Source organism: Paenibacillus sp. VTT E-133280, from assembly GCF_002264385.1.
Classification (GTDB): Bacteria; Bacillota; Bacilli; order Paenibacillales; family Paenibacillaceae; genus Paenibacillus_AQ; species Paenibacillus_AQ nitricinens.
The window spans coordinates 24,178-36,981 of the sequence record NZ_NFUX01000005.1 but is presented as its reverse complement, the minus strand read 5'-3'; the positions used below and the strand labels follow the sequence as shown (position 1 = coordinate 36,981).

Here is a 12,804-nt window from a genome sequence, read left to right as displayed (position 1 = left end):
AATACTTGTAGCATCACATATAAGCTAATGAATCAATAGCTCCTTCGGATGCTTTTTGTGTTATTCACCGAGTTGTTAAAAAGATTTGTCCCTTTCTTGAACGTTTAGAGATGAAGAGGTCTCAGTGATTGAATTACTAAAAATTTAAGATATGATAATTTTAATCATTAGGCCACTATATTAATCGGATTGCTTCAGTATCAGGTAAATAGGTCTCGCCATCTCTTGCTTTGTGAAATTTTTCTCTTTTTACATAGCAAAGAACGAGGAACGTCATACTAAAACGAACAGGCAACGATGTCTCTGAGCTTTGTTTAATCTGATATTGAATGCAGCCTACAGTTAGCTGGCCTAATCATAAGCATCAAATGACGAAAAATGAACAGAGTTTGAAGGGAGCAGTAAAGAATGGAAATTGATACGGTGCTATGGAGCAGGCTGGTTACAGGCTTGACTCTTGGGTTCCACGTTATTTTTGCAACGATTGGCGTTGGTATACCGCTAATGATCGCTATAGCAGAGTTCATAGGAATCCGAAAGAAGGACCCCCATTATACCCTTATGGCAAAAAGATGGTCTCGAGGATTTGTCATTTCTGTAGCGGTTGGTGTCGTGACCGGTACAGCGATTTCACTACAACTGGCCCTGGTATGGCCGAATTTTATGAAACTGGCGGGGAATGTTATTGCACTTCCGTTATTCATGGAAGTGTTCGCTTTCTTTTTTGAAGCCATCTTCCTAGGCATTTATTTGTATACGTGGGATCGGTTCAAAAATCCGTATATCCATTGGCTGCTGACGATTCCGATTGTCGCCGGTGCAGGGATGTCTGCCGTTTTTATTACGACGGTGAACGGATTCATGAACCAGCCTGGAGGCTTTGTCATGGAAGCAGGCCAATTCACAGCGATTGACCCAGTGCAAGCGATGCTGAATACAGCGACGTTCTCCAAGGTGTTCCATGTATTAAGCTCGGCCTATTTAACAGGAGCTGCCCTATTAGCCGGAATTGCAGCCTTTGCAATGCTGAGAAAAGGGGTATCCGCATACCACAAAAAATCCTTGAATCTCATGATGGCGGTTGTTTTGCTGTTCGGCTTGCTAAACACATTAGCTGGAGATGTGTCCGCCAAGTTTTTGGCCGAACATCAGCCGGAGAAGCTTGCAGCGGCAGAATGGCATTTTGAGACGGGTAGCGGTGTGGATTTGGTTCTAATGGGATGGCTGAATGCAGAGCATGAAGTTCTAGGGGCTCTTCATCTGCCGAAGGTGCTCAGCTTCCTGGCCTTTGGAGACTTTAACGCAGAGGTAACGGGACTGGAGGAATTCCCCAAAGATGAATGGCCGCCGCTTCTCGTTCATTACCTGTTTGATTTAATGGCCGGAATTGGATTTGCCTTACTCGCGATAGCGGTCCTGTATTTCCTGTTTGTGTTCTGGAAAAAACGTAATGCGCTTAACAAGTGGATGCTAAGCATCCTCGCACTGATCGCGCCGCTCGCTTTTCTGGCTGTTGAGCTGGGCTGGTTTTATGCAGAAGTTGGGCGACAGCCTTGGATTATCCGTGGATATATGCGTGTAGAGGAAGCAGCCACGACTTCTCCGAATGTAAGAATTATTTTCTTCGGCTTATTGCTCCTGTACATCGTACTCGGCAGTATGTGTGTAATCGTGCTAAGACGCTTGTTCAACAATAATCCGGCAGAAGTTGAGCTGGAGAAATATATGAAGGATCATCCTGATCAATCTACTACAGAAAAGGGGGGCACTGCATGATGAGTTACGAATTGATTGGCATCTCGGTGCTCTGGCTGTTCTTGTACGGCTATTTAATTATAGCTTCTATTGATTTCGGAGCGGGCTTCTTCGCCTTTTATGCACGTTTGACGAAGCAGGATCATTTGATTAATCGTCTGATTTCCCGTTATTTATCACCCGTTTGGGAGATTACAAATGTATTTTTTATCTTTTTCTACATTGGCATTGTCGGATTTTTTCCAGACACAGCCTATTATTATGGCTCCGCGTTGCTTGTTCCGGGAACCATTGCAGTAATTCTTCTTGCGATTCGCGGTTCGTTCTATGCATTTGAAAATTACGGCTCCAAGAAAAACATTGTGTATCTTTTTTTATACGGAGCTACAGGTTTACTTATTCCCGCTTCGTTGTCAGTGGCGCTAACCTTATCTGAAGGCGGCTTTATCGTGAAGCAGGGGGAGACGGTTTCTCTGGATTACTGGGAGCTGTTTACCAATCCGTTATCGTGGAGCATCGTTGGACTGGCAATCGTGTCCGTTTTGTTCATAAGCGGCTCCTTTCTGACATTTTACGCATCTCGGGCAGAGGATCATTCTGCGTTGAAGCTGATGCGTAACTACGCCCTGTTTTGGAGTACACCGACAATAATTCTTGCACTGACAGCATTTATTTATTTGGGTCAACACAATGAGCGGCATTTTCAAAATATGATGGATTTATGGTGGCTGCTGGGACTTTCCGTTGCTTTCTTCATGATCGCGATGTGGCTGTTATATAACGGGCGCCGTTACGGATTAGCTTTTATATGCATCATGTTGCAATTTTTCTGTGCCTTTTTCGCATATGGAATTGGGCAATACCCTTATATTCTTGATCCGTTCATCACGATTCAGAGCAGTGCAACTTCGCCAGCAATGGGCTTAGCGTTAGTTATTGTGTTTATCGGTGGTCTATGTCTGTTGATCCCATCCCTTATTCTGGTCTTCAAACTCTTCCTGTTTGATGCGGATTATGTAAAAGGGAAAAAATAAAGCTGATTGATCTATTACGGCGTGTTTGAGGTTTCTCTACAAGCCTGTATATAAAGGAAGTGTGATCTGTGAAGAGGAAATCCAGTCTGATTTCTCAACAAATGTCTTTACAAAGGAAAAATATGGCCCTCCTAGCGGTTATTTCACTCGCGCTTGGCGTAGCTATTGTGAGTCAGGCTGGATTGCTTGCTGAAGCAGTCCAGCGGATTTTTGTGGAGAGGGCTTCGTTCTCATCGGTTATCCTGTTACTCGGCATACTTCTGGCAGTTATGGCTGTACGCACACTGTTGTCGTATGGAAACGGTATAGTCGGCTTGCAAATGGCTGCTACTGCCAAAACAAATATGCGCGCAGCCGTATTGCAAAACTTGACCCATGCTTCCATGCCCGAAACTCTTAGTGGACAGACGGGAGGGAAGGTCAGCATTGCTCTGGATGCTGTGGATGAGGCTGATAGTTATTTCAGTCAGTACATGCCACGTATGATGGAAGCAGCTATCATCCCGATTCTGATTTTGGTCGTTACATTTACTCAACATGCCAACACAGGTTTCATTCTCTTGTTTACAGCTCCGTTTATCCCGCTGTTCATGATTTTGGTAGGGCTGAAAACAAAGAACAAATCCGAAGAAAAATATGCGCAACTGGCTGAGTTTTCAGGGACATTTCTGGATTCTCTTCAAGGGCTGATGACGTTGAAAATATTTGGACGGGCTAACCGTCAGCAGCAGGAGATTGAACGCAGCAGTCTGGGTTATCGGGATGCTACGATGGGAATTTTGAAGATTGCATTTACGAATACCTTCATGCTGGAATCGATCGTGATGTTAAGCATCGGCATTGTCGCTCTCGAACTGGCCATTCAGTTGCTCGTTTTCAAATCTATGACCTTCCACACCGCCTTTCTTGTTTTGTTGCTCGTTCCCGAATTTTACAACCTGTTAAAAAATACAGGAACAGCCTTTCACAGCGGCCGAACAAGTATGGGAGCGGTTCGTAAGGTGGAACAGATGCTTGTGGAGACGGCAGGGGTGAGCAGGGAGGCGAATGGCAATGAAGAGGTAGAAACATCCAATGAAATCGACGAGATCGACAATGACAACCTTTCAATGCCGCCATCCATAGAAATTGACCATCTACGGTTTCAGTATGCTCCAGATTCATTCGAGCTTAAGACGGGTCTGATCCAGCTTAGTCCAGGAGAACACATCGCCATCGTTGGCAAAAGCGGTTCCGGCAAAACGACTTTGCTTCATCTTATTGCCGGTTTGCTGAAACCAGAATCTGGAACGCTTCTGGTAAATGGAAACCCACTTTCGCAATACGATGAGGCCGTATGGTTCGAACATGTTAGCTACATTACGCAGCATCCGTATATTTTTGCAGGCACATTTTCTGAAAATATTGCGATTGGTGCTGGCGGAAACATCTCCAGAGCTGAAATGGAGCGGGCGGGAGAGGAAGCTGGCCTTAATGCGCTTACAGGCCAATTGGAGCATGGATTGGATACCTTTGTGGGTGAAGGAGGCCGGGGACTGTCTGGCGGGGAGAAGCAACGGCTTGCCTTGGCACGCGCTTTTTTGAAGCGACCTGCTGTCATTCTGTTTGACGAACCCACAGTTGGGCTGGATTTGCATACCGAGCAGGTACTGCAACGCTCCATTGCCAAACTGGCAAAAACGGCTACGATGATTACGGTGGCTCACCGATTATATACGATTCAACAAGCCGACAAGATTTTGTTTATGGACAATGGAGTATTGGTGGACTCCGGACGACATGACGAGCTCATGAAGCGCCTGCCCGAGTATGCCGAGATGGTTAATATAGAGCGGAAAGGGAGGGTATCATCATGAATGAGTTGGCTGTTCTATCAAAGGCGATGTTTCAGGAGCGCAAGGATATCGTTCTTTCGATTTTGTGTGGATTTATCGCCGGAATTGCCGGAGTGGCACTCTTTTCAGCGAGCGGGTATCTGATCTCGCAAACAGTGTTTGCGCCGCCGCTTTATACTTTGATTGTACTCACCTCGATGGTCAAACTGCTCGGTCTGCTTCGGGCGGCGAGTCGTTATGGAGAACGCTTGTATTCTCACCGAGCGACATTCTCCATGCTTAGCCGTTTACGTACATCCTTTTTTGCCAAGCTTATTCCTTTAACGCCTGGTATATTGAACAAAAATCGAAGCGGGGATCTGCTTGCGCGGATCGTTGGAGATGTGGAAAGTTTGCAAAATTATTTTTTGCGAGTCGCTTATCCTCCGATCATGGTCGTCATGGTATTTTTGGCTACGGTGCTGTTTACTTCTACCTTTTCGATCTGGATTGCCGTTTTATTTGTACTAGGTATGCTGATAACGGCATTCGTTGTACCGGGAATTGTGTTACTCGGGCAGCGGAGAATACATGGACGCGTTCGTGAGCAGAGGGCGCAGCTGTCCACGGAAGTTACCGAAGTGTTGTACGGTTTCCGGGATTTGAAAGTATACGGTCAATTGGCACAGCGGGAGGAGCATCTTCAGCATGCTTCCGCTGTATTGGCAGCTGAACAGCAACGAGCTTCCGGGCACTTGCTGCGCGGGCAATCGATGCACACTTTTGTTACGTTTCTCGTTTCCTGGGGAGTGCTGACGCTTGGCGCCTATTTAATTATGGAAGGTGCGCTTGCAGGCGTATTTCTTGCCATGCTGGTCATGGCATCACAAACCGTATTTGAAGAAGCGACAGCTATGGCCACATTACCCGCGTATAAAGAGGATAGCGAACACGCAGCCAACCGACTGACGGAAACAGTTCAGACCTTTGATGAGCAGTTCTCGCAGCCAAGTGGCACAATGTCTGTTAATCATGCTGTTACGATGGAACTATCCGATGTTACGTTTCAATATGAAGGGGAGTGGAGACCGGCACTCAGGGATATCTCTCTGCACATTTTACCGGGCTCCAAAACGGCGATTGTCGGGCCGAGTGGGTCAGGAAAATCAACGATTATCGAATTACTGCTCAAGCTGCGAACACCAACGGCTGGCGATATCCGTTTAAACGACATTTCGGTAAAGGAACTGGATGAGTCGAGCATTTGGCAGACGGCTAATGTGGTGTTGCAGCAAAGCCATTTCTTCAGGGGCACGATTCGGGACAATCTGCTGCTGAATGGAGAAGAACATACGGACGAACAATTGTCTGATGTGCTGGCTAAAGTGCAGCTGCCCAATACATCGTTGACCGATAGTGTGTATGAAAAAGGGGAGAATCTCTCAGACGGCGAGAAGCAGCGACTGGCTCTGGCGCGAGCGATGCTCCGCAAAGGACGCGTATGGCTTCTGGACGAACCAACTTCATCGCTGGATTATGTGACAGAGCAACAGGTTTTGAAGCATCTCTTCGCACAAGCAGCTAATGACACGCTTCTCCTGATTTGTCATCGGCTTACCGGATTGGAAGAGATGGACCGAATTGTGGTCATGGACCAAGGTAAGGTAGTCGAAACGGGTTCCTATTCGGAGTTGATGGAGCAAAAAGGCTATTTTTATGAAATGAAAAAAATCGAACAGCAAATGATCGGAGAAGTTGACGTATGTTGATTTAGTGACCTCAACTCCCCAAACTCCAGCTCCTTTAACTAGATTACTTAAAGGAGGATTCCCCTTTTGGCATGATACGTAGGGCTTTTATTTTTAATGTTTTCCTATAGGATCCATTATTGAAATCCATGCAGGGAGCGTTTTTTTATTTTATCGCCTAAAATGGAAAAGTACTTGGTTGGTTATCCGCAAAGATAAAACTAAATAAATAGCTTCGGTGCGTAGATTATGCTAAACGACACGATAGCACAATAATACACTTAACAACAAATTTTTCTTATATCCTTTCAGGAGAGTGCTACTAGTAAGTCATAAGTCCTTCTCCATTTTTTATCATAATCGTTTCTAAGCACCGATTTTAATTCCGTGGAACAATTCAAAAGAACGGCCGCTGTTCGCATCGTTTGCGACAGGGCCGTTCTTTTGTTTTTCGTAGGTTAGCTTTAAATTGCTATTCTTGCCAAACACTCATAGGGTCCCATGGCTTGATCTGATTGTCATATTTTCCAGCCAAAAAAGCTTTCATGTCTTCCAGCTTAGCAGGCACCTCGTTCCAAATTGGAAGGGGGGGTAACCCTCGTTTGCTTTTCAATAAGATATCCACTGTAACATATAAGCGTTCTGGCTGAATCCAATGAAGGAAGCGGGAAATATCCATTTGCTTGGTCAGGGACAAGGAATCAATTTCATCATTGTAATGCTTGTTGAACTCGCTGATCAGGTTCAGGAGGTAATCTCTCTGCTCCTTCACGAAGTCCAAGCCGCAAATGGCGCCATGTCCTGGAACAACGATTTCGGGTTTAATTTCATCAATAATGCGATCAAGCACTTTAACCCAATTGAGGGTTCCCTCTTCGCTGTATGCCGTACAACCGTTAAACACGACATCGCCGGCGAACAGCACTTTTTCTTTTGGCATCCACAACAGCAAATCACTGTCAGAGTGGGCTGGAGCTACATTGTAAATCATAACTTCCGTATCGCCAAGACGGATGTTGATATCGTCCTTTATCTCAATATTCGGGAGTGCCCATTCTACGCCCTCCAGGTCGAATCCTTCAAATTCCGCTGCAAAAAACCGCTCACCCGGAGTCGATTCCGTAGAATCCTTTCCTCTTCTGATGACGCTGTCCATCCAGGCGATATTTTCGGTGAGACGCTCTCTGGAGGCTTCCTTGTGCATAATAATACAAGCATCTTCAAACGCTTTGTTTCCCCAAGCATGGTCACTGTTATAGTGCGAGTTCACCACATATGCGGGAGAGCCGCCGTTGCTTACTTCCATAAAAGTCTCCCGCATTTCCCGCGCATGGAACAAATCGAAGAACGTGTCATACACCAGTCCTTCACCCTTATTGATGAAGCCGGCATTGGCCCAACTAATCCCGCGATACGGCGAAATACCGGCAAAGACGCTATCTGCGACTTCAATAAATTTAACGCGAGGTTTTTGGATAATACGTCCATACTTCATGAAAATTCTCCTTTTTCGTATGTTTTTGGGGTAAGGCATACTGACTATGGCTTTATTATAGAGAATGGAAAACAGAAATGCAAGCAAGTACTTGCATGCATTTATTCCATGCGATAAGATAGTAACAGAACAACATCACACTAGATGGAGGCGAGCAACATGAAGCTAGTAACCTTTCGAACCAAGACATCCCAGGAACCTTTGTTTGGGCTTGTAATTAACGAGAAATTTGTCGTGTCTTTTGCCGCAATCATGAAAAAGCAGGGAACATTCGTTGACAGTCTTGAAAGTATGGACCGCTATCTTCATTATTTGCCGGCAAGTTTTGATGCCGCTAAGGAATTGATGCAATATGCTGTCGAACAGTCGCATCAATTCAATGAAAATGAATTCTGCCCGATTGTAGCGGTAAAACTGCTGCCGCCAGTTCCGAATCCGGCTGCGCTTATCGACTTCGGGCTGACGCCAAGACATCTGAGAAATGCTGGCGTAAATCTGCTGCAAAGAGAATATACAGGGCCAGAAAGAGAAGAGCTCAAACAAAAAATTGCTGAAAAATACCAGCAAGATTCGAATAAAGTAACTTTCAGTTATTACAAATGTAACCATAATGCATTAATTGGCGATGGGGATACGATTCATTGGCCTTCTTACTCTTCCTACCTGGATATCGAGCCAGAGCTGGCCTTTGTTACAGGAATGGAGAACTGCATTGCAGGTTATGTTATTTTTAACGACAGTACTGTCCGCGATGTGCAATGGCCGGATTTCCTGGCGCTGACCGGACCGACGCGCTGCAAAGATTTTGATCACAGCAAAGGAATAGGACCATTTCTGGTTACGCCGGATGAAATCGACAATCCGATGGGACTGGATGTGAATGTATATATCGGGGAAAGACTGCACTGGAAGGGTAGCACATCTGAGTATTCTGCACACCCTACAAAAGTGATGGAGGAGGTTCTCAAAGTTTTCACGCCGCTCCCGGGCACGATTATTGGAATGGGGACGATACCGGATTGCTGTGCAATCGAGACCGAACAATGGTTGTTGCCCTCTGACCGAATCCAGATTACATTTGATAAATTAGGTACGCTCACGCAATTGGTGCCCGATCATATCAAGATTACGGAACCAAGCCGCTGGGAAAAAAGAAGCGATTTGCTTTAAATAAACATTTATGAAAATGATGACCCCGATCCTGCTGCATGTGCAATACTTGTAGTAGAATGGGTTTAACATATGTTAAAGGAGAAGTACAATGCAAACTTCAGACAGAATTATTGAAGCCGCGACACGTCTCATCAAAAAGAATGGCTATCGGGGAGTAAGCACCAAAGCCATTGCAATGGAAGCTAAAGTTAATGAATCTACGATTTTCCGGCAATTTGGAAACAAGCAAGGCATATTGGAAGCCATCATTGAAAGACATTCGGATATCCCGCAGTTTGAGAAGCTGTTAAAAGAGGAAGCGACCGATAACCCGGAAGTCGATCTGCTGAATGTAAGTCAGCAGTACCGTTTATTTTTCCATAAAAATGCGGACATCATTTTAATTGGCATCCGCGACAAAGGAATGCTTCCCGAATTAGACAGAGTGCTGGCCGATCCGCCAGCGAAGCTTCACTCCTTGCTGGTTGAATATTTTGAACGCTTGCAGAAGAAAAAAGTTATAGCCAGACAGAATGAGCGTCTTGTCGCAATGTCTTTTCTCTCGATGTGCTACGGATTTCAGATGAGCGAGCTGATTCACCGGCAATATCAATCCCAATTTGTCACCGAGGAAGAGTTCTACAAGCATAGTGTCTCATTGTTTGTTAAAGGAATTTTGGCTCAGTCATAAGCATTATTAAATTATTTAATGAGAAGTCAACACTTAAGTCAACGGGCTGATTCTGGAAACACGGTGTTTCTATCCATTCATCTAATGGAAGAGCTTGCAGCAACAGTTGATGATGTGGTGATTATTAAGCATGGAACAATCGTTGCAGATGGAACATTGGAAGAAGTAAAAGGTAACCATTCCACGCTGGAGGATGCCTATTTTGCCCTGATAAATGAGAATACAGGTGTTGTTGTATGAGAGCATTCAAGGCGGAACTATCAAAATTGTTCTCCCTGCCGGGCATTTGGCTTGCCTCTTTCATTGGAGCATTTGCCCCAGCGGTCATTGCTGCCTTGGACAGTACCGCACAAAAAGAGGAGATTATTGCTGGTGTTAGCACAAGGCTAGCGGAAGTTGGCTATATTGGATTAGTTTATGGTGTGCAAGGTGTCATTCTTCTTGGCGTGCTTGCTGTTAGTAGTGAGTATATGACAGAGAGCAGTGAATCGGGTGGAGGACAACAGATTATAACAAGTTTAACTGTTGTTTCATCCCGACTTCATTTTTTGCTGGCAAAAGCAGGGGCTGTGACAGTGATTAGTATACTGCTGTGTATTGTTGCTATTATGACAACTGTGTCAGCAACCCATCTTATTCTTGGTGAATATACCCCTGCATTGGAATGGTCTAAACTTATCGGTGCAGTTTGTTACTGGACATTTACTGCTCTTTTAGCATTTGGGATTACTATACTTACTAAGAATGGCATTATCCCGCTTACTGTACTCTTGATAAATTCATCACTTGTGTCATTTAGTTTCCTGCTTTCTAAGATTACAAAGTTAGCGTTTTACTTACCAGATATAGCTGGCGCTGATATGTTTATGAGCCTCGGATTTAACACCCCATTCACAGGCGGTTTAATCATGTCTATTTGGGTAGCTGTTCTTTTCATAGTTGCAGCTATTGTATTCCATAGGAGGGACGTTGCAGCATGAGTGTTTCATCTAGTAGAAAAATAACACAAATACTTGGTGCTGAACTGGAAAAACTAGTTACCTTACCATCGATATGGCTCACGCTTATGGGGTCGTTCATTATTAATTTAGTTGTAGCTGCAGCTTTTACTTCTGTTGGTCAACAAGGGGCAGCAGGAACGCAAAGTATACTGAATATAGGACTTGCTTCTATGGGATATCTTCAAGCGGGGTTTATTATTCTTGGTATTTTAGCTACTTGTTCAGAGTATACTGGCGGGCAGATTAGAACTACTTTAACTACGATACCTTGGCGCGGGCTTCAATTATGCACGAAGCATTTTGCGTTGGCAATCATCACTATTCCCGTGGCGTTTATTATTGCTGGATCAGGTGTACTATATACTTTTATTAGGATGGAAGATACAGCAGAAGTGATTACAATAGACACTATGATAACAACATTAACAGGTGCAACAGGCTATCTAACATTAACTACACTTCTCAGTGCAGCTATAGGTGCTTTATTAAGGCGAACCACGCCTGCTTTAGTGTTACTGCTTGGTTATTATTTCATTGTAAGTCCACTGCTGAGAAATTTTCTGCCTGGTATTACAAATTATTTTCCGGATATGGCAGGGTATTATATGTATATGCCGCGCTCCTCTGAGGAGATAAATGTCCTTACATCTATGCAAGGGACAGGTATTTCAATGTTATGGACATTGATCTTTATTACAGTTGCTATTGTATTTTACCGTAAACGGGATGCCTAATTTCAGGTTTCATTATAAGGTTGTAAATTCTCTTATGGATTGATTTCGAGCTACAGCTGTTACTATCATAAATTTATGATCATCTATAATTGCATTTAAACGTTAATATCTAATGGCTTCGTCCTTTGTTTTCAGAGGACGAAGCCATTTGTGTTTTTTGGTGTTATAGCGAACAGTTCGCTATGGTCCTTCTTGTGGAAATTGATCCCCTAGCACACGCATAATTGCGAACTAGGACAATTTTTATAAGTCAAATTTGTTCAAATCCAGTCTAAATAAGCGCTTACATTAGGGGGCGGCTAAACTTACAATGATGTCTAAGCATTAAATTTGGGAACTTCTCCTACAACGGCGACGAATTATGCTGTCATAGGCTTTCTTGCAAAGCTAGATTGAATATTGGAAAAGGAGGCGTCATGGGGATTAAAAGACGAAAACCAACAGTGATTATCTTATTTATCGCTCTGATTGTTCTTATTTTACTCGTGTTGAGCTTAACTAACAAAAAAGCGGGACTGCCTGAAAATTTGATATTCACAGTAGGCGGATACGCCGTAACAGAAGAAGAATTTCAATTTTATGTCAAAGAGCAAAGATCTATAACGACAGACTATTTCTTCAAAACTTATGGGGCCCAAGTAGATGAGGGCTTCTGGACACGTCAATACGGTGAAAATCATGAAACCCCATCTGAATACGCCAAAAAATCTGCGATGTCTGCATTGCTAAAGACCAAACAGGAGCAATTAATTGCAGATGAGCGGGGGATCGCCCCATACAAAAGCTTCGATGAGCTAAAATCCGACATGGAAGATGAAAATGTTAAGCGAACAAAGATGGATGATTCAGGAGGGACTTACTATGGGTTGCCTCAGTTTGACTTATATCAATACATGCAATATTTAAGTGGCGCCCGTTGGCCGGATTTGGTAGAAACCCAGCTTAAAAAAACGAAAATGAGCGAATCCGAGTTGCAAGTTGAGTATGCTTCAAAAAGTGCGGAATATGTTCGTGTTGCTGATGAATTAACGGCCACGTTAGCGATAGCGGGGCAGGCTAAGGAAGAGAAAGTGCTAAATCGTTTGGACATATCTAAAGAAGATACCGAATCTCTTAAGTTCTGGGAGTCATTAGCTGCTGCTTCTGTAGGCGAGACAGTAATCGGTAAATATATGGGTGAAGATGTCATTGCCACATTAATCACAAAACCGGAAATCTCCAAGCTTAAACTGGAAGAAGTGAAGGATTCCATTCTATACGGATGGGCGGAATCTGACTTACGAGCGTTAATTGCAAATACCAATAAGTTGAAGATCGTGTATAACGCTAATCAATTCAGTGAATTAGTAGTGAACTAGAATAGTTATGTTTTTAAGTTTA

11 protein-coding genes are annotated in these 12,804 nt (G+C 44.0%); 10 read left to right on the top strand and 1 reads right to left on the bottom strand.

Annotation, left to right across the window (positions count from 1 at the left end; all coding sequences use genetic code 11):
• Positions 1-408 precede the first annotated feature (408 nt).
• The 4 genes from CA600_RS03540 to cydC all read left to right on the top strand — a co-directional run bounded on the left by CA600_RS03540 (position 409) and on the right by cydC (position 6,372).
• Positions 409-1,776: a cytochrome ubiquinol oxidase subunit I gene (locus CA600_RS03540; RefSeq protein ID WP_094868950.1), complete on the top strand. Its 1,368-nt coding sequence runs from the start codon at positions 409-411 to the stop codon at positions 1,774-1,776.
• Positions 1,773-2,789, top strand: coding sequence for a cytochrome d ubiquinol oxidase subunit II (locus CA600_RS03535; RefSeq protein WP_094868949.1), 1,017 nt, complete (start codon positions 1,773-1,775; stop codon positions 2,787-2,789). Before CA600_RS03540 ends, CA600_RS03535 begins: the two co-directional genes overlap by 4 nt.
• 68 nt (positions 2,790-2,857) lie before the next feature.
• Positions 2,858-4,645, top strand: coding sequence for a thiol reductant ABC exporter subunit CydD (cydD, locus tag CA600_RS03530; protein ID WP_094868948.1), 1,788 nt, complete (start codon positions 2,858-2,860; stop codon positions 4,643-4,645).
• Positions 4,642-6,372 carry a thiol reductant ABC exporter subunit CydC gene (cydC, locus tag CA600_RS03525; RefSeq protein WP_094868947.1) on the top strand — a complete coding sequence of 577 codons (1,731 nt, stop codon included), beginning with the start codon at positions 4,642-4,644 and terminating at the stop codon, positions 6,370-6,372. The genes cydD and cydC overlap by 4 nt, the downstream gene beginning before the upstream one ends.
• 451 nt (positions 6,373-6,823) lie before the next feature.
• Here the strand turns inward: cydC and CA600_RS03520 are convergent, their stop codons facing one another.
• Positions 6,824-7,846 carry an MBL fold metallo-hydrolase gene (locus CA600_RS03520; RefSeq protein WP_094868946.1) on the bottom strand — a complete coding sequence of 341 codons (1,023 nt, stop codon included), beginning with the start codon at positions 7,844-7,846 and terminating at the stop codon, positions 6,824-6,826.
• A 159-nt stretch (positions 7,847-8,005) separates the two neighbouring features.
• On the opposite strand from CA600_RS03520, the gene CA600_RS03515 reads away from it, so the two are divergent.
• From CA600_RS03515 to CA600_RS03490, 6 genes are all read left to right on the top strand, one after another.
• The gene (locus tag CA600_RS03515; protein ID WP_094868945.1) at positions 8,006-9,016 is read left to right on the top strand and encodes a fumarylacetoacetate hydrolase family protein; all 1,011 of its coding nucleotides are present in this window, start codon (positions 8,006-8,008) and stop codon (positions 9,014-9,016) included.
• A 91-nt stretch (positions 9,017-9,107) separates the two neighbouring features.
• Complete coding sequence (locus CA600_RS03510) at positions 9,108-9,689, top strand: TetR/AcrR family transcriptional regulator (protein WP_094868944.1); 582 nt, start codon at positions 9,108-9,110, stop codon at positions 9,687-9,689.
• Between the two features lie 18 nt (positions 9,690-9,707).
• Complete coding sequence (locus CA600_RS03505) at positions 9,708-9,929, top strand: hypothetical protein (RefSeq protein ID WP_256989710.1); 222 nt, start codon at positions 9,708-9,710, stop codon at positions 9,927-9,929.
• Positions 9,926-10,669: an ABC transporter permease gene (locus CA600_RS03500; RefSeq protein WP_094868943.1), complete on the top strand. Its 744-nt coding sequence runs from the start codon at positions 9,926-9,928 to the stop codon at positions 10,667-10,669. The genes CA600_RS03505 and CA600_RS03500 overlap by 4 nt, the downstream gene beginning before the upstream one ends.
• Positions 10,666-11,424 (top strand): ABC transporter permease subunit, encoded by a 759-nt coding sequence (locus CA600_RS03495; protein ID WP_094868942.1) that lies wholly within the window; start codon positions 10,666-10,668, stop codon positions 11,422-11,424. Before CA600_RS03500 ends, CA600_RS03495 begins: the two co-directional genes overlap by 4 nt.
• A 416-nt stretch (positions 11,425-11,840) precedes the next feature.
• Entirely contained in the window at positions 11,841-12,782 is a 942-nt protein-coding gene (locus CA600_RS03490; protein WP_094868941.1) for a hypothetical protein, read from the top strand.
• The last annotated feature ends 22 nt before the right edge of the window (positions 12,783-12,804 follow it).